The sequence below is a fragment of the Prevotella ihumii genome (assembly GCF_900155655.1).
Taxonomy (GTDB): domain Bacteria; phylum Bacteroidota; class Bacteroidia; order Bacteroidales; family Bacteroidaceae; genus Prevotella; species Prevotella ihumii.
The window spans coordinates 1,808,392-1,825,970 of sequence record NZ_LT706987.1 but is presented as its reverse complement, the minus strand read 5'-3'; the positions used below and the strand labels follow the sequence as shown (position 1 = coordinate 1,825,970).

Sequence of the window (17,579 nt, the reverse complement as noted above, 5' to 3'; positions counted from 1 at the left end):
AGGTATGTATGGAAAAACAGAACAATTGCAAGAGGGGACATTTTTATACGCATTGCGCACAAATAACCCTTGCTTTCTTTGTGGGTTCACGCTTTTTAAGTATCTTTGCAGCGTTAATGAAGAAGCTGTTTCTACATAATATAACCTTGGTGTTGCTGTCGCTCATTTCGATAGCGACAAATGCGCAACCCCTTACTTATTCCGACTCGGTAGAGATTTCGCTCCTTACCTGTTCGCCTGGGCAAGCGTCATGGGCACAGTTTGGGCATACTGCCTTGCGTTACAACGACATGCAGAACGGCAATGACATCGCTATTAATTATGGCGTGTTCGACTCTAATCAGCCCAACTTCTCACTCCGTTTCATCTTTGGACTCACCGACTATCGTGTGGCAACCCTACCGATGGAACACTTTCTTGCACAGTACGATTACGAGGGACGAGGCGTTACCGAACAGGTGTTGAACCTCACGAAGGAGGAGAAGTATAAGATATACAAGGCGTTAACGCACAACCTACGTCCCGAAAACGTGGTGTATCGCTACAACTTCTTCTACGACAACTGCACCACACGTGCTTACCACATCATTGCCAACAACGTGAAACTTGCCCCCTCGTTTGCGTGGAGCGATAAGCAAGACCCACTGCCCACCTATCGTGAAATGATACACCAATGGAACAAAGACTATCCGTGGACACGCTTCGGCGAGGATTTGCTCTTAGGAAAGGGAGCCGATGCGCCTGTGGAAACAAAAGAACAGACGCTGTTTCTCCCCGATAATCTGCGCAAACACTTTGCCTTAGCCACCCATAATAACGCAGCATTGGTAAAGGAGACACGCACCCTTATCAGTCCGCAACCCATTGTGGACGAAGGCGGTTTTCCGCTCTCTCCCTTGGCTGTATCGGTCGTTGTGGCAGTAGTGATGGCAGCCATCATGGCAGTAGAGATAAAGCTATGCCGACTGTTTTGGCAGTGGGAATTGGCGTTGATGCTCCTCACAGGTACGATGGGTTTGCTGTTTTTAGCAATGGTATTCTCAAAGCACCCTTGCGTTGACAAGAATGCTATGCTCTTCTTTTTCAACCCGTTATCGCTCGTGTTTGCTTATCGAGCAGTGAAACGAACCCGAAAAATGGAGAGCGATTGGTGGTGGGTAGTTTACGAAATATCGCTATTCTCTGGTTTTATCATCACCTTTACACAGCATTTGCCCATACCGATGTACATTGTGGCATTATTCTTGCTCATCAATGTGTATGTGCATCGCTACGTAATAAGGAAAGCGAAAGCCAATAAAAGTAATTATATAAAATAAAGTAATTATATAAAATAAGGTATATCCCCCTATGATGAACAAATACATTACAGCCCTGCTCGTTGTTTTAGCAGCTACCGGTGTAGAATCGCAGACTTATCAGTATGCGATTAAGGCTGCATTGAGCAATGCTACCATCGAGGAGATATGCCACAGATTAGACCTAAAAGAGGCTGAAACTGAAGTACTTTCAGTGATTGAAGCCTACAAGCAGATACATAAAGAGGACAAACAAGAGCCTTGCTTTTACAGTCAGCTCTATCTAAGCAGTCAGACCTGTCAGACCTGTCCGACCCGTCCGACAAGTCAGATTATCATCACTCCTCAAGATTATCTTCCGAACCCTTCCCTCTGTTCGGCGATTGTTATTCGTGCGCCAAGCGCATAAGCCACAACACATGGCGCAATATACAGAGAATTAACAATCAAGAACTTAGAATTGTCGGACCAGTCCGACCAGTCCGACCCGTCCGACCTGTCCGACTTGTCCGACCCGTCCGACAAAAACAACAAAAAACAACAATGAATTTTAACAAAATACTTAAAGCACTCTTCGGAGACAAGTCTACACGTGATATGAAACTTATTCAACCCTTCGTTGAAAAAGTGAAAGCTACTTATCCTGAAATAAAGGCATTGAGCAACGACGAATTGCGTGCTAAGACCAAAGAGATACAACAGTTTGTACAAGATGCAGGCAAGACACAACGTGAAGAAATAGCAAAACTTCGTGAAACCATTGAAGAAACTCCTATTGACGAACGTGAGGAGATATTCTCAAAGATTGACAAACTTGAGAAAGAGGCTTTAGACAATTACGAGGTAGCCTTGAACGAGGTAATGCCTACGGCTTTCTCTATCGTAAAAGATACCGCACGCCGCTTTGCTGAAAACGAGGAAACCATCGTTACAGCAACCGATTTCGACCGTGAATTGGCTGCCGACCCACGCAAAGACTTTATTACCATTGATGGCGACAAGGCTATCTATCACAACCATTGGACAGCAGGTGGAAACGACCTAAAATGGGAAATGGTACACTACGATGTGCAGCTCTTCGGTGGTACAGTGTTGCACCAAGGTAAGATTGCCGAAATGGCAACGGGTGAAGGTAAAACCCTCGTGGCTACCTTGCCTGTATTCCTTAACGCCTTGACAGGCAATGGTGTACACGTGGTAACAGTGAACGACTATCTTGCTAAGCGTGACTCTGAATGGATGGGACCTCTCTACGAGTTTAACGGACTTTCGGTAGACTGTATCGACAAACACCAACCTAACTCGCCTGAGCGTCGCCGTGCTTACCAAGCTGATATTACCTTCGGTACAAACAACGAGTTTGGTTTCGACTACCTTCGCGACAATATGGCAGTATCGCCTGCCGACCTTGTACAGCGTCAGCACAACTATGCTATCGTCGATGAGGTCGACTCGGTATTGGTAGACGATGCTCGTACCCCATTGATTATTTCAGGCCCTGTGCCAAAGGGCGACGACCAAATGTTTGAAGAATATCAACCATTGGTGCAAAAACTCTTCGAAGTACAACGCAAACAGGCTACCGAATTGCTCTCTGAAGCTCGTCGCAAGATAGCTGATGCAGGAAAACTCACCGACCAAAAGGAACGTGAAGCAATGTTGGAAGAAGGTTTCTTGGCTCTCTACCGCTCGTTCAAGGCTTTGCCAAAGAATAAGGCTTTGATAAAGTTCCTTTCAGAAGAAGGCATCAAGTCGGGAATGTTGCGCACCGAGGAGTTCTATATGCAGAACAACAACCGCGAAATGCCAAAGGCTATCGAACCATTGTATTTCGTTACCGATGAGAAGATGAACTCTTCCGACCTTACCGATAAGGGTGCAGCGTGGTTGGCTAACGAGGTGAACGACGATAAGCTCTTTGTATTGCCCGATATTACCACCGAATTGTCGCTCTTGGAAAAAGCCAAGGACGAAAAGCAGATAGACGAACAAGCATACATCGACAAGAAAGACGACTTGATGGCAAACTATGGTGTGCAAAGCGAACGTGTACATACCCTTCAGCAGTTGCTCAAGGCTTACACCATGTTCAATAAGGACGACGAATATGTGGTGCTTGATGGTGAAGTGAAGATTGTAGACGAACAGACAGGTCGTATTATGGAAGGTCGCCGATGGAGCGATGGTTTGCATCAAGCTGTAGAAGCTAAAGAACACGTAAAGGTGGAAGCGGCTACACAGACCTTTGCAACCATTACCCTTCAGAACTACTTCCGTATGTACCACAAGTTGGCAGGTATGACGGGTACAGCTTCTACCGAGGCTGGCGAGTTCTGGGACATCTATAAATTGGACGTTGTAGAAATTCCTACCAACCGTCCTATCCTCCGTAAGGACTTGGAAGACCGTGTGTACAAGACCGCTCGTGAAAAGTATGCTGCCGTGATTGACGAGGTAGAAGAAATGCGCAATAGCGGTCGTCCTGTACTCGTAGGTACTACATCGGTAGAAATCAGTGAGTTGTTGAGCAAGATGCTCAATATGCGCAAGATACCACATCAAGTATTGAACGCTAAGCAACACCTCAAGGAAGCGCAGATTGTGGCAGACGCAGGTCGTTCTATTGATGGCAAGGGTGCTGTAACCATTGCAACCAATATGGCGGGTCGTGGTACCGACATCAAACTCTCTGCCGAAGTAAAGGCAGCAGGTGGTTTGGCTATCATAGGTACCGAGCGTCACGAAAGTCGCCGTGTAGACCGTCAGTTGCGTGGTCGTGCAGGTCGTCAAGGTGACCCTGGTTCGTCTGTATTCTATGTTTCGTTGGAAGACAAGTTGATGCGTCTCTTCGGTTCAGAACGTATTGCAAAGGTGATGGACAAACTTGGTTTTGAAGAGGGTGAACGTATCGAAAGTTCAATGATTTCTAACAGCATCGAGCGTGCACAAAAGAAGGTAGAAGAAAACAACTTCGGTGTGCGTAAGCGTCTGTTAGAGTACGATGATGTGATGAACAAGCAACGCACCGTAATCTACGAAAAGCGTCGCCACGCATTGATGGGCGAGCGCATCGGTATGGACATTTCTAACATCATTTGGGATAGATGTATCAACATCGTTGAAAACAACGATTACGAAGGTTGCAAGGAAGAGTTCCTCAAGGTATTGGCTATGGAATGTCCATTTACCGAGGAAGAACTCATTTCGGGCGATAAGAACGAATTAGCAGAACGTGCTTTCCAAGGTGCTGTTGAAAACTTTGAACGTAAAACCGATAAGATTAAGAACGTAGCTTGGCCTATTATCAAGGAGATATACGAAAATCAAGGTGCTATGTACGAGCGCATTATGGTGCCAATTACCGATGGAAAGCGTGTGTACAATATACCTTGCGACTTGAAAGAGGCTTACGAGTCAGAGGCAAAGTCGGTAGTGAAACAGTTTGAGAAGGTTATCCTCCTCCACCTCATTGATGACGACTGGAAGGAAAACCTCCGTCAGTTGGACGACCTCCGTCACTCTGTACAGAATGCGTCATACGAGCAGAAAGACCCATTGCTCATCTTCAAACTTGAGTCGGTGAAGCTTTGGGACAATATGATTAACGACATGAACAATCGCACTGCAAGTGTGTTGATGCGTGGTCAAATCCCTGAAATGCAGCCAGCTGAAGAAATTCAAGAGGCAGCACCAGAGGAGCACACCCCACAATACGAAGCACAGAAGGAGGAGTTGGTAGACCCAAACCAGATGGCAGCAGCACGCCACGATACACGTGAGAGCGCACAACAGCCACAGCGTGTGCCTTATCATGCAGACAAGATGCCACGTCCTAACGACCCTTGTCCTTGTGGAAGCGGTAAGAAGTTTAAGAATTGCCACGGACGCAATCTATAAAGGAAAAAGAGAGACTTAGTACGCTCAGTATTCTATAATTATAAATCGTAGACTATCAATGCTTAGCAAAGATAGCCTACGATTTTTCTATTAGCCTGCCTTAACTCCCTTTAACCCAAATCGGTCGTCAGACCAGTCCGACGTGTCAGACTTGTCCGACCAGTCCGACCAGTCCGACTGGTCTGACACGTCCGACTGGTCTGACGACCGATTTGGGTTTAACCGCTCAACCATAAAAAAAACATTCGGCTTTCTGAAAGTTTCTACAAATTATTTGTATCTTTGCATATTGCAGAATTATTAGCATTTTGCTGATAAAGCCATTCAAACAAAAGGTTTTTTCCCTTTGAATAACTGATAAAAATGAAATATGCAATCATTGCAGCTGGCGAAGGCTCACGCTTAGCAAAAGAAGGCGTAAAAGAACCTAAGCCATTGGTAAAGATAAACAACGAGGTACTTATAGACCGCCTCATCAATGTGTTTCTTCACAACAACGCTACCGAAGTGGTGGTGATTTGTAATGAAGAGATGGAGGAGGTAAACACCCATCTGAAGACGATAGCCAAGAATGGATTGAACGGAAAACACATCCCGCTACGCATTATTCGCAAGTCTACCGCCAGTTCGATGCACAGCTTTTACGAGTTGAGTAGCTACTTGGCCAATTCGCCCTTTGTGCTGACCACGGTAGACACCATCTTTCGTGAAGCAGAATTTGCTGAATATGTAGCCGCTTTCCACAAAGCTATAGATAAGGGTGAAGATGCACTAATGGGCGTAACCGACTATATAGACGACGAAAAACCGTTGTACGTAGGCATAGATGAGATGCTCAACGTAACGGGCTTTTACGATACAAACGAGGCGCAATGCACCTACATTTCGGGCGGCATCTATGGACTTACGCCTAACACGCTTGCAACGCTCAATCGCTGTATAGAGAAGGGCGAAAGTCGTATGCGCAACTTCCAACGTGCATTGCTCGCTGATGAGTGGAAAGTAAAGGCTTATCCGTTCTCGAAAGTATTGGATATAGACCACATTGGAGACATCGCAAAAGCCGAAGCCTTTGTAAAAGCGACAGACTAACAGGCTGATGAAGGTATTAGGAATACAACGTGACGAACGTTTCTCGCCCAACTCGGTAGAGAAGGACAAGGCGATACTGCAAGCTGTGCTTGCGCCCTTGGGGGGAAGAATAGTGAAGGAAAGTTGTCTAAAAGCCGAGGACTTAACGGCGTGCGACTTTGTCTTGAATATGGGACGACTGCCTGAAACGCTTGCACTCCTCAAAGCCGAACGCAACAGATACGGAAAGATTGTGAACGAAGCCGAAGCCATAGCGCATTGTCAGCGCAGTAGGTTTACCGCATTGATGCAGGCTCACCACATTCCGATGCCGCCCACCGAAGGCACAAAGGGCTATTGGGTGAAACGTGGAGATGCAGCAGCACAAGAGAAAAGCGATGTGTGCTATTGCGAAAATGCTGAAGCCTTAGCCCGTCAGAAGGCTCTTTTTGCAGAAAGAGGCATTACCGACATCGTTGTACAAGCGCACATTGAAGGCGACTTGGTTAAGTTTTACGGTGTAGAGGGTTCAGGGTTTTTCTTTACTTGCTACCCTACCGACGATGGCGAAACAAAGTTTGGTGACGAACTTCGCAATGGCAAGTCGCACCACTACCTATATAATAAGGAGCAACTCATAGCCGATGCCGAACAATTGGCACAACGCACAGGCGTGAGGGTTTATGGTGGCGATGCCATTATCGACAAGGAAGGCCATCACTACATCATCGACTTTAACGATTGGCCCAGCTTCTCACGGTGCAGAGACGAGGCAGCAGCAGCCATAAGAGGATTGCTAAAAGGCTGAAGAAAGGTTTTTCTAAATTGTCGGACCCGTCCGACCCGTCCGACCCGTCCGACAAACAACAACAAATTATGAACATAGCAGATAAAAGTTTTAAAGAATTATTAAAAGACTCGATGAAGTCGAACGACACCGAGGAATGGATTGATGTGTATTTCACACGACCCATAGGCTTGGCGTTCGCACTGATATGGCATAAAATGGGCGTAACGCCTAACACGATTACCATTCTTTCCATCTTTTTGGGTGTGGGAGCAGGCGTAATGTTCTATTTCACCAACATTTGGTACAACCTTGCAGGTGTATTGCTATTGATGTTGGCAAACTTTTGTGACTCTACCGACGGACAATTGGCACGATTGACCAATCAGAAGTCTATCATAGGACGCTGTTTAGACGGCTTTGCAGGCGACACTTGGTTCTTTTCCATCTATCTTGCCATTGCCTTACGCATCTGGTATCAACCTATGCCAGGCACGATGGAGGTATGGGGATTCTACGGATTGGCACTTGCTGCCATTGCAGGAGTAGTGAGCCACTCGCCACAGAGTTCGCTGAGCGACTATTATCGCCAGATACATCTTTTCTTCTTAAAAGGCAAAGAGGGGTCTGAACTCGACTCTTACGCTGCCGAACACGCAAAGGTGGAAGAATTGAAAGGAAAGAAAGGTGTGTTTTGGGACAGAGCTTTCCATTACAATTATCAGCACTATTGCAAGTCGCAAGAGCATCGCACACCCGAATTTCAAGCCTTGCGCAGAACATTGAACGAGAAGTATAGCAGCATAGAAAATATATCTGACGAATGGAAAAAGGAGTTTCTAAGAGGTAGCAAACCACTGATGCCGATAACCAATTTTCTCTCTTTCAATTCGAGAGCTATACTTATCTACATCACCTGCCTTGCCAATATACCTTGGCTATACTTCCTAATAGAAATCGTTGTTTACAACCTTATCTATATGTATATGCACAAGCGACACGAAGACTTGTGCAAGCGTATGAGAGCGCAACTGATGGATTAAAAACAATATATGCAATTACCAACATGAAGATTAAAGGATACATATTCGATTTCGGCGGAACTATAGATACCGCAGGTTGCCATTGGGGTAGGAAGATGTGGCAAGCCTACCAAGAGCAAAAAGTGCCCGTAACAGAAGAGATGTTCAGAGAAGCATACGTCTACGCTGAACGCACAATGGGAAAGAAACCCATCATTATGCCCGACTACACATTCTACGAAACATTAGAACAGAAACTTTGGCTACAGTTTATGTATCTCAACGAGCAAGGCGTATTGGTAAACTCAAACTTTGTATTGGCAAGTTTGCGCAGTGCTGTGTTACAACAACTCTACGACGAAGTGAAAACAATCATAGCCAAAAGCAAAGAAGTATTGCTGAAACTGAAAGAGAAATATCCATTGGTATTGGTATCCAACTTCTATGGCAATATGAACGTAGTGTTGGAAGAGTTCGAACTCAACGAGCTGTTCGATAAGGTAATAGAAAGTGCTGTGGTAAAGGTTCGCAAGCCCGACCCACAGATATTCGTCCTCGGCGTGCAAGCCTTGGGAATGAAAGCCAATGAAGTAGCCGTAGTAGGCGATAGTTACGATAAGGATATTGTGCCTGCACACTCCATAGGCTGTAACACAATATGGCTAAAAGGCAAAGGGTGGACCAACGAAGAACCTACTACTTGTGTGGCAGACAAGGTGATAAAATTGCTCACAGAACTAACTTAGTTGGAATAAAGTCGGACCAGTCGGACACGTCTGACACGTCCGACTGGTCCGACTGGTCTGACTGGTCCGACTGGTCTGACGACCGATTGGGGTTTAAGAACGCTATCATCTGTTGAAAGATGCAATAATATAAGAAATAAAACGTTATCAAAGAAATAAAACTCAAAACTGTAAGAAAATGAAACAGGAAGGAGTTGCCCCAGCAGAGGGCAAACTTGGAATTATGGTCGTAGGATGTGGTGCCGTAGCAACTACATTTATGACTGGTGTGCTTATGGCACGCAAGGGATTGGCTAAGCCAATTGGCTCGATGACACAGTACGATAAAATTCGTGTAGGCAAGGGTGCTGATAAAAAGTACCTACACTACAAAGACATCGTACCTATTGCCGACTTGAACGACATCGAGTTTGGAACTTGGGACGTATATCCTCAAAACGCTTATCAGGCTGCTGTATATGCAGAAGTGCTGAAAGCTAAGGATATAGAGCCCGTACGTGACGAATTGGAAGCTATCAAGCCCTTAAAGGCTGCTTTTGACAAGAACTATGCAAAACGATTGGACGGCGACAACGTAAAGGATTGCAAAACTCGCTGGGAGATGGTAGAAGCATTGCGCAAAGACATTCAGAACTTTAAGAAAGAGAAGAATGTGTCACGTGTGGTAGTGCTTTGGGCTGCATCAACCGAAATCTATGTGCCTTACGATGAGCAATATCACAGGACATTGGCTCAACTTGAAAAGGCTATGAAAGACGACGACCGCGAACACATTGCACCATCTATGTGTTATGCTTACGCAGCATTGGTAGAAGGTTGCCCATTCATTATGGGTGCGCCTAACACAACTGTAGACATTCCCGCTATGTGGGAGTTGGCAGAACAAACAAAGATGCCTATTGCGGGTAAGGACTTTAAGACAGGACAAACCTTGGTGAAGTCGGGCTTCGCTCCTATCATCAAGACTCGTTCGTTGGGATTGGCTGGTTGGTTCTCAACCAATATTCTTGGCAATCGTGACGGATTGGTGCTTGACGAGCCAGACAACTTCCGCACAAAGGAAGTGAGCAAGCTATCAACCCTCGAAACCATCTGCAAGGCAGACGACCAACCCGACCTTTATGGCAACATCTACCACAAAGTGCGCATCAACTACTATCCTCCACGCAACGACGACAAAGAGGGATGGGACAACATTGACATCTTTGGTTGGATGGGATACCCTATGCAGATAAAGATAAACTTCCTTTGTCGCGACTCTATTCTTGCTGCACCGCTCTTGCTCGACCTTGCTTTGCTGAGCGACCTTGCAGCTCGTGACGGACGTTACGGCATACAACGTTTCCTAAGTTTTTATCTCAAAAGCCCTATGCACGACTTCACACAGGGCGAAGAAGCAGTAAACAACCTCTTCGAGCAATACACAATGCTCAAGAATGCTATTCGTGAGATGGGCGGTTATGAAGCTGATGAAGAAATTGATTAAAGAAAACCAAACTGCACGTTGTATAGTTACCATATTCATGTTCTGTGTATTGGCAATTGCTGCCAATGCACAGAATTTGCGCTGTATAGTGGTAGACGCACAAAAAGGCGACAGCGTAGCCTTTGCCAACGCACGATACAGAGCTTCAAAGATAGCCACTTCGAGCAATATAGATGGAGAATTTACCATCGTTCGCCGCAATGGTGAAGTCTTAGAAGTGAGCGCAGTAGGCTATAAAACACGTAAGGTAAAGATAACAGAGAAGACACCTAACCCATTGCTTATCACACTCATCAACGATACAAAGCAATTGGAAGGAGTTGTTGTAAAGGCGAAGCGTCGCCATAAGTATTCAAGAAAGGATAACCCAGCAGTGGAACTTATGCGAAGAGTAATTGCAGCCAAAAAGCAGACGCATTTGGAAAACCACGACTTCTATCAGTACGACAAGTACCAAAAAGTAACGATGGCACTCAACAACCTTACCCAAGAAGAATTGGAAAAAGGAATGTTTAAGAAGTCGCCGTGGCTAAGGGAACAGGTGGAAACTTGCCCTTACAACAATAAAATGATACTGCCTTTCTCCGTGGACGAAACAGTAACACAACACGTTTATCGAAAAAAACCACACGATACAAAAGATATTATTAAAGGGCAATCCACTAAAGGAATATCCCAACTCATACAGACAGGTGGCGCACTGAATACCATCGTAAAGGACTTATTCAAAGACATCAACCTCTACGATGACCAAATAGAATTGCTCCAATCGCGCTTTCCATCGCCTATTGGATCAACAGCCATCTCGTTCTACCATTTCTATATTGACGATACAGTAAAGGTGGACAACGATGAGTGCATACGCCTACAGTTTATGCCTGCCAATCAACAAGACTTTGGCTTCCGTGGCGAACTTTATGTACTCAACGACAGCTCGTTACACGTGCGCCGATGCGATATGCAGTTGCCAGCCAATACAGGTGTAAACTGGGTAGACGCAATGAAATTCAAACAAGAGTTTACCAAGTTGGATAATGGTGATTGGGTGTTAACAAAGGACGAGATGGTAGCAGAATTTCAAGTTACAGACCTCTTCCGCCGCATCATCGTTATTCGCTCTACGGGATTGCAAAACTATGCTTTCAATCCTATTAACAATCAGCTCTTCAAAGGAAAAACCGACATCGCCTACGAACCAAATGCCAAGATGCGAAACGAAGACTTTTGGCAGCAACATCGAACTACCGAACTCACTAAGAGCGAGAAGGATATGGGCAATTTCATCAAGCGAATGGGCGAAACCAAGAACTTCAAATGGGTAATGTTTGTCGTGAAAGCATTTGTAGAAAACTTTGTTGAAACGGGCTCTTCTAAAACACCAAGCAAAGTAGATATAGGTCCAGTCAACACCTTTATATCAAAAAACTATGTAGATGGATTGCGCCTAAGAGCAGCTGCACGCACCACAGCCAACTTTAATAAGCATTGGTTCTTTGATGGTTACTACGCTTACGGCACAAAGTCGAAAGAGCATTATTATGGTGCAAAGGTTATCTACTCGTTCCGAAAGCCTGAGTATCAACCAATGGAATACCCTATGCGCACCATCTCGTTCGAGTCGTATCGTGACATCGAGTCGCCTTCAGACCGCTTCTTAAAGCACAACAAGGATAACATCTTTATGGTAATAAAGCCCGTAAAGGTGGAAAAAATGTATCGTTACAACCGCCAATGCATCAATTTCACGTGGGAAACCGAGGATGGATTGGGTATTAATGCAATGCTCAACACCGAGAAGAATATCCCCGTAGCCACCCTCACTTACGAGCGAATGGACGGCAGTAGGGTAGACAAGGTGCGTATGACATCGTTCAAATTTGGTTTAGACTATCGACCTGGACAAAGCTACATCAATTCGAAACAACAACGTTTCAAAGTAAATCTTGATGCACCACAATACACATTGACCCACACCGTAGGATTGAAAAATGTGTTGGGTGGCAATTATAAATACAACCTCACCGAAGCATCTATTTATAAACGCTTCTGGTTGGGCAGCTGGGGCAAGTTCGACGTGCGATTAATGGCTGGTGCGCAATGGAACAAAGTGCCTTATATGTTGCTTTGTCAACCTCCAGTGAATACTTCTTTCTTCGAACATCAAGGCACATTCAACTTGATGCAAGATTTGGAATTTCTCAACGACCGCTATGCACAATTCAACCTTGCGTGGAACTTGGAAGGAAAAATATTCAATCGCATACCATTGATTAAGAAACTAAAATGGCGCGAATACGTTGCTTTCAAAGGTATGTGGGGAAACCTTACCGACAAGAACAATCCTATGTTGGAGCAAAATGCGACCGACCCAACATTGTTTAAATTCCCCGTTGATACACACATAATGACCAACCAACCTTACTTAGAATTGGTTGTAGGTGTACACAATATCCTCAAGATGTTCGAAGTAGACTATGTACGCCGTCTTACCTACACCGACTTACCTGGTGCTTCTAAGCACGGTATTCGTTTCGGATTTAATGTAGTGTTCTAACCTCACAAGGTTAGAACATTACCCTTATTTTCTATAGTTTTTGTCGGACGGGTCGGACGGGTCGGACTGGTCGGACTGGTCAGACGCGTCCGACAGGTCCGACAGGTCCGACTTGTCCGACTTGTCCGACAGGTCTGACCAGTCTGACAAAACTATAGAAAATAAAGGTAATGGCTCTTAACCCCCTCCTAACTCCTTCTAACTCCTAAAAAAAGATCTTACTTCTTCTTTTTCTTTTTTGGTTTGAGGCGGAAGAGTTCTCGTATGGTGGTGAAGTCCTTCTTCATTATCACGCCTATGCCTTGTGTGTTGAGCGAGTTGCGGGTGAAGTAGCGGTCGTTGGCACGATTGTAGAAGTTGAGGGCTATGTTGCCACTTGGTAAGAGGAGGTACTTGATGTCGAAGTCGCCAATAAACGATGAGGTGTTGGTGGCTACGTTGTCGCGATAGCCAAACTGTCCGTTGATGAGTAATCGGTTGTTGAGCAGGCTACCCGATAGTATGCCCTCGTATTCGGCATTGCTAAAGCCTTCGTTGCCTGTGGCTATGTTTGCGCCAAAGTTCCAATGGTTGTCCTTTATAACGTTGGATAGGACGGTGTTGATTTGCTGTGAAAGCGTTCCAGAGAGGATACTTTGCATTGCCAACGAGGCTTGTCCTTGCTGGTTGGGCGAGTTGGGTATGGCGTTGTTGGACGCTTGTGGGTAAAATCGTCCTACGGCAAGCAGATAGAGTACTTGCTGATTGAGGTCTTGTTCGGAATTGAGTACCGAGTGTACCATTTGTTTGGCGTCAGAGGAGAGCATAGGCAGGTCGAGCCCAAACGTTACCGAGGGTGCACCAGGTGTACCTTCTATGTTGAGTAGGCAGTCTACACGTGTGTTGTTGGCACGGAACGAGCGTCCCATCTGTAGGTCGCTCATAGGTACAGAGGCTATAGAGTAGATGCCTTTCAGATTGAGTGCAGCCGTGAATGGGTCGCCTCCGAAGGTTATTGACGAGCCGTTTTGGAAGGCAAACTGCTTCTTGATGACGTTCTGAATGGTGAAGTCGTACATTCCTCGTGTGATGTTGTAGTTGCCGAAGAGTTGGAATGCCCCCTTATTATAATAGGTGGAACGTATCACGCCGTTGCCGTTTAGCGATATGTTGTCGCCTGTGGCTTCGTCCATCAGTACACGGAGGGTGAAGTCGGGGTTGGCATTGATCAACATATTAAGATGTAGGTCTGACGAGAAAGCATCGTCGTTGTGGGTTTCTTCAGGCTCTTGCGGTTTGATGCAAAGACGCTCATTAAATCTGTACAAGAGCGAGTCGGGCGTTACGTTGCGCCAACGTATAAACGAGTTTTCGTCTACCGAGTTTTTGGCAGCATTGTAAGTGATGAACGAGTTTTTGTTGGGTTTCATATCCACGTTCATTGTTATTTCGTTGTCACGTCCTATTATCATACAATTGCCTGTGCCATAGACTTTTCCCCAGAACACGTCTTTGCCGTTAGGTTTGGGGAAGTTGTAGGCCAATAGGTTTTGCGCCTCAATGTTAATATCGAAAGTGAGATGTTTCAATGCCTGATGGTGCAGCGCTCCTGTTAAGATACCTATGTGCTGGTCATCATCGGAAATGGTGTCGCGGTCGAATATTATTTCGTTTGGTATAAGTCGTACACGGCAGTCGTTCATATTATAAGTTGTGCCGAGTGTTTTTACTCGTGCGCTGCCTGTGGCATATACATCGCCTTCAAGATTTATTTTGTTCAATGGTCCTACTACCTTGCACCAGCCTGTGCCACGAAGACTGATATTGTCCATAAACGAGCCACAGAACGAGTGGAGGAAGTCTAAATTAGTGTTGTACGCATCGATAGGTAGTGAGATGTAGCTGCGCTTCAGGTCTACATAGCCTCCCACGTTGGTGCGGTTTTCGCCCTCGTCGGCGTGTGCCTCTATGTTTATTCGGCCTTCGCTGTGCTTGTAGTTGGCATCTACAAAGAGCGTACCGAGATGACCCTCTTCGAAAGTGAAGTCGGTAACGTTGAGCGAGGCTGTGGCTTGTGGATTGGTAAAAGCCTGTTTGAGGACGATATTTCCTGACGCATAACCACCGAACTCTACGCTGTGAAAATTGACAATATCGAGAATGTAAGGCACATCAAGGTCTTTTAGTTGTACGGTGAGCGAGTCGTTGGCACTGCCCGTTGTTTGTCCGTTGACGATGATGTGTTGATCCTTGTTTGATATTTCGAAGTGCTTTATGTCCAATGTGTTACGTGCATAGACCATGTCCGATGGTTGCACTTGCAGACTTATGGTGTCTATCTCGATGATTGAGGGGTGGAAGTGTATGAGTGTTGCTAATTTGCCTTGCTGTCGTGCAAAGGTAGCTTGGCAGTTGATGTCGCCGAAGAGCTGATTTCTGCCCTCAGCATTGAAGTGGCTTTTGGCGGTAAACACGCCATTTTGGGTTTCGCCGTTGAGGTTTAGAGTGATGTGTCTGCCTGCATCGTCCACCCTTGCTCCAGAGAGGTTTACAGCCAATTCATCGTTGACGGTAGCTACTGTAGCTTGCAAGTTTTGGATATGCTGATTGGCATACATCACCTGTGGTGCATCGAGATACACTTCCAATCTGTGTTGGGGCTCGTCTACATAAGCTGTGAGGTCTATATATCTGCCTATGTCCACCTTGAGTCCTAAGAGGGTTTTCAGCAAGTTGGCATTGCTGATGTTGGCAGTTAGGGCAAAGGCGTTTCGGCTTTTCTGTTTGCTTAGACTGCTATGCGAGGGAAGCAGTGTAGGCAGGTAGTGACTAAGAATGTTGAGAATGCTTTGTGGGAGTGATGGATAATCGAATTTGCCATCTATTTTGAGTGTACCAAAGTCGGAGGCAAGGTCTATCGATTTGCCCATCAATCCGTTGTTCACCTTTAGCTGTAAGTTGTTGATGTTGATAGGGTTTCCTTGCCCTAAGAGTGCGAAGTTGCGGAGGTCTAATGCAGCGATAAGGTTGTCGATAGATGTTCCGCTTCCTTTGAGTGTTGAAGCGAACGAGAACTGGCGGTTGCCCAAAGCCTTGGTAAGATTTAGTTTGTTGAGATTTACGCCCTTTGCGTTTATCTTTGCGTCCACGGCTATTGGCTTTTGATGGGCTATGAAGCTGCGAATGTTTTCTACCCGACCATTGATGTAGAGCGATCCGTTGGGGTCGTTTAGGGCAAGTAGTCCGTTGAAGATGTCGTGCGCAAAACTTCCGTCCACCTTTATATTGCGGTACGAATATCCGTTGTAGTCGAATTGTGGTATTGTGCCGTGCGCCGAGATGGTGCTAAGGTCGGTTTCGCCTTCCACTTTAAGGTCTGCCACAATCATTCCCAACTTTGAGGCTGTTAGCACATTGCCTATTCTGAAACCCTTGGTGTGAATTTCGCCCTTTATGTGCTTTCCCTTTATGTCTATTGCCACGTTGGCATTGCCTATGCTCGACAGCAGTTTTCCCTGTGCAGCTATGTTGTTGCCGTGGCCTTTGGCTGTTCCCGTATAGTGGATATTGCCTAAGCCCAATACCTGTGTAGGTATGTTGATTTTCAGAGCCTTAGCAAGTTTTTCCAAGGTGTTGCCGTTGATGTGTATGGCTTTCGCCTTTGCGTTCCAAGCTATGGGTTTTTGGGTGCTGAGAATATTGCCTTGGAGATTGATGTTAAGGTCGCCCTTTTCGGTGAATACCTTGAGTTGAGGTATGGCTATGCGCTGTGCATTGCCCTTAGCGTGCGTTTGGAGGTACACTTTGTCGTGGAAACGGCGCAGAGCGGGTGCAAGAAAGGCAAGGTCGGAGAGGGTTACGACGGAGCGTTCTACCTTGATTTCCGATTGTGCCGTTGCTATGTTGGGCTTTTGCTGTTTTGAACCGAATGAGGCTGTATATAGCGGTATGTTGATTTGCGATTGGGGCAACGTTAACTTTAAGTCCCTGACAGTGGCTTGCGCTTTGTTGGCAACAAGTTTTAGTACGAGTTTTTTAACATCTAAGCCCGATGTCTCTATAAACGAAAGGTTGCGTATTTCTGCCTCAATACCGTTGTCGGTGAGCGAATCGAGATTGATGTGTCCCGATATGTTTCGCACATCAAGGTGGTGCGTGTTCAGTTTTCCTCGTGTTACGGGTTTGTACCACTCATCGTATTTTACGCTGCTATTGCGAATGATGAGCGATTGAATATTGAGGTCTAAGGGTGTTTGCTTCGTGTTGTCGTGCGAAGCCAAGGAGTCGAGGACGAATTGGAAATTGGTATTTCCTTCTTGTTGAGCTTTGTAGAGTTGGGCTTGAAGTCCAAAAATCTGTGCCGAAGAAATGCGTATCTTTTGTTCCTTAATAAGCTGCATAAGGTCTACTTTTGCAGCAATACGAGCGGCATCGAGCATATTCTTGTTCTTCTGGTCAAGAATAACAACGTTATCGATAACAAAATAGTTGAGCAAGCCTATGTGTACGCTCCCAATTTCGACCTTTGTACCCAATTTTTTGGCAATGATTTGGCTTACTTTTTCGCCTATAAACCGTTGGGTAGGTGGAAGATAGCTCAATACGACAATGGTAAGAAAAAGTCCTACCAATGCCCAAAACAGCCATAATATAAAAGTCTTAAATCTCTTCAAAGCAATGCAAAACTACAAATTTTCCTACTTATGATGAAATTAATACCTTAAAAAGTTTCTAAAGTC

The 17,579-nt window shown here is 45.5% G+C and carries 14 protein-coding genes; 10 read left to right on the top strand and 4 right to left on the bottom strand.

Annotated features, from left to right (window positions below; all coding sequences use genetic code 11):
* Nucleotides 1–8: 8 nt before the first annotated feature.
* A complete protein-coding gene (locus tag CZ367_RS08225) occupies nt 9–1,319 on the top strand; it encodes an Lnb N-terminal periplasmic domain-containing protein (protein WP_237581628.1) in 1,311 nt (436 codons plus the stop codon).
* 31 nt (nt 1,320–1,350) lie between these two features.
* Entirely contained in the window at nt 1,351–1,707 is a 357-nt protein-coding gene (locus CZ367_RS08220) for a hypothetical protein (protein ID WP_077196454.1), read from the top strand.
* Here the strand turns inward: CZ367_RS08220 and CZ367_RS14990 are convergent.
* A complete protein-coding gene (locus CZ367_RS14990; protein WP_144005960.1) occupies nt 1,650–1,832 on the bottom strand; it encodes a hypothetical protein in 183 nt (60 codons plus the stop codon). The genes CZ367_RS08220 and CZ367_RS14990 overlap by 58 nt on opposite strands.
* Before the next feature lie 9 nt (nt 1,833–1,841).
* Between CZ367_RS14990 and secA the strand changes: the two genes are divergently transcribed.
* Nucleotides 1,842–5,195: a preprotein translocase subunit SecA gene (gene secA, locus CZ367_RS08215; RefSeq protein WP_077196453.1), complete on the top strand. Its 3,354-nt coding sequence runs from the start codon at nt 1,842–1,844 to the stop codon at nt 5,193–5,195.
* 90 nt (nt 5,196–5,285) lie between these two features.
* Here secA and CZ367_RS15435 read toward each other — a convergent pair whose 3' ends face one another.
* Nucleotides 5,286–5,429: a hypothetical protein gene (locus CZ367_RS15435; protein WP_154669306.1), complete on the bottom strand. Its 144-nt coding sequence runs from the start codon at nt 5,427–5,429 to the stop codon at nt 5,286–5,288.
* Nucleotides 5,430–5,558: 129 nt separating this feature from the next.
* Here CZ367_RS15435 and CZ367_RS08210 point away from each other — a divergent pair, with 129 nt between their 5' ends.
* From CZ367_RS08210 to CZ367_RS08195, 4 genes are all read left to right on the top strand, one after another.
* Nucleotides 5,559–6,287, top strand: coding sequence for a nucleotidyltransferase family protein (locus CZ367_RS08210; protein WP_077196452.1), 729 nt, complete (start codon nt 5,559–5,561; stop codon nt 6,285–6,287).
* 7 nt (nt 6,288–6,294) lie between these two features.
* Nucleotides 6,295–7,074: an ATP-grasp domain-containing protein gene (locus CZ367_RS08205; RefSeq protein WP_077196451.1), complete on the top strand. Its 780-nt coding sequence runs from the start codon at nt 6,295–6,297 to the stop codon at nt 7,072–7,074.
* A 68-nt stretch (nt 7,075–7,142) separates the two neighbouring features.
* Nucleotides 7,143–8,096: a CDP-alcohol phosphatidyltransferase family protein gene (locus CZ367_RS08200; protein WP_077197403.1), complete on the top strand. Its 954-nt coding sequence runs from the start codon at nt 7,143–7,145 to the stop codon at nt 8,094–8,096.
* Nucleotides 8,097–8,119: 23 nt separating this feature from the next.
* Entirely contained in the window at nt 8,120–8,821 is a 702-nt protein-coding gene (locus CZ367_RS08195) for an HAD family hydrolase (protein WP_077196450.1), read from the top strand.
* On the opposite strand, the gene CZ367_RS16450 is transcribed toward CZ367_RS08195, so the two are convergent.
* Nucleotides 8,805–8,930: a hypothetical protein gene (locus tag CZ367_RS16450; RefSeq protein ID WP_262500728.1), complete on the bottom strand. Its 126-nt coding sequence runs from the start codon at nt 8,928–8,930 to the stop codon at nt 8,805–8,807. The genes CZ367_RS08195 and CZ367_RS16450 overlap by 17 nt on opposite strands.
* A gap of 69 nt (nt 8,931–8,999) precedes the next feature.
* Between CZ367_RS16450 and CZ367_RS08190 the strand changes: the two genes are divergently transcribed.
* The 3 genes from CZ367_RS08190 to CZ367_RS15895 are packed head-to-tail and all read left to right on the top strand — an operon-like array spanning nt 9,000 to nt 13,042.
* Nucleotides 9,000–10,307, top strand: coding sequence for an inositol-3-phosphate synthase (locus CZ367_RS08190; RefSeq protein ID WP_077196449.1), 1,308 nt, complete (start codon nt 9,000–9,002; stop codon nt 10,305–10,307).
* Nucleotides 10,291–12,861: a DUF5686 family protein gene (locus tag CZ367_RS08185; protein ID WP_084793546.1), complete on the top strand. Its 2,571-nt coding sequence runs from the start codon at nt 10,291–10,293 to the stop codon at nt 12,859–12,861. Before CZ367_RS08190 ends, CZ367_RS08185 begins: the two co-directional genes overlap by 17 nt.
* A gap of 40 nt (nt 12,862–12,901) precedes the next feature.
* Entirely contained in the window at nt 12,902–13,042 is a 141-nt protein-coding gene (locus tag CZ367_RS15895) for a hypothetical protein (RefSeq protein ID WP_154669305.1), read from the top strand.
* A 37-nt stretch (nt 13,043–13,079) separates the two neighbouring features.
* Here CZ367_RS15895 and CZ367_RS08180 read toward each other — a convergent pair whose 3' ends face one another.
* The gene (locus CZ367_RS08180; protein WP_077196447.1) at nt 13,080–17,513 is read right to left on the bottom strand and encodes a translocation/assembly module TamB domain-containing protein; all 4,434 of its coding nucleotides are present in this window, start codon (nt 17,511–17,513) and stop codon (nt 13,080–13,082) included.
* Nucleotides 17,514–17,579 lie beyond the last annotated feature (66 nt).

Excerpts from the sequence above, each read along its gene's own strand:
- CZ367_RS08210 (WP_077196452.1), top strand. The coding sequence starts at position 5,559 with ATGAAATATGCAATCATTGCAGCTGGCGAAGGCTCACGCTTAGCAAAA.
- CZ367_RS08205 (WP_077196451.1), top strand. The coding sequence starts at position 6,295 with ATGAAGGTATTAGGAATACAACGTGACGAACGTTTCTCGCCCAACTCG.
- CZ367_RS08220 (WP_077196454.1), top strand. The coding sequence starts at position 1,351 with ATGATGAACAAATACATTACAGCCCTGCTCGTTGTTTTAGCAGCTACC.
- secA (WP_077196453.1), top strand. The coding sequence starts at position 1,842 with ATGAATTTTAACAAAATACTTAAAGCACTCTTCGGAGACAAGTCTACA.
- CZ367_RS08190 (WP_077196449.1), top strand. The coding sequence starts at position 9,000 with ATGAAACAGGAAGGAGTTGCCCCAGCAGAGGGCAAACTTGGAATTATG.
- CZ367_RS08195 (WP_077196450.1), top strand. The coding sequence starts at position 8,120 with ATGAAGATTAAAGGATACATATTCGATTTCGGCGGAACTATAGATACC.
- CZ367_RS08200 (WP_077197403.1), top strand. The coding sequence starts at position 7,143 with ATGAACATAGCAGATAAAAGTTTTAAAGAATTATTAAAAGACTCGATG.
- CZ367_RS08185 (WP_084793546.1), top strand. The coding sequence starts at position 10,291 with ATGAAGAAATTGATTAAAGAAAACCAAACTGCACGTTGTATAGTTACC.
- CZ367_RS16450 (WP_262500728.1), bottom strand. The coding sequence starts at position 8,930 with ATGATAGCGTTCTTAAACCCCAATCGGTCGTCAGACCAGTCGGACCAG.
- CZ367_RS08225 (WP_237581628.1), top strand. The coding sequence starts at position 9 with ATGGAAAAACAGAACAATTGCAAGAGGGGACATTTTTATACGCATTGC.
- CZ367_RS15435 (WP_154669306.1), bottom strand. The coding sequence starts at position 5,429 with ATGGTTGAGCGGTTAAACCCAAATCGGTCGTCAGACCAGTCGGACGTG.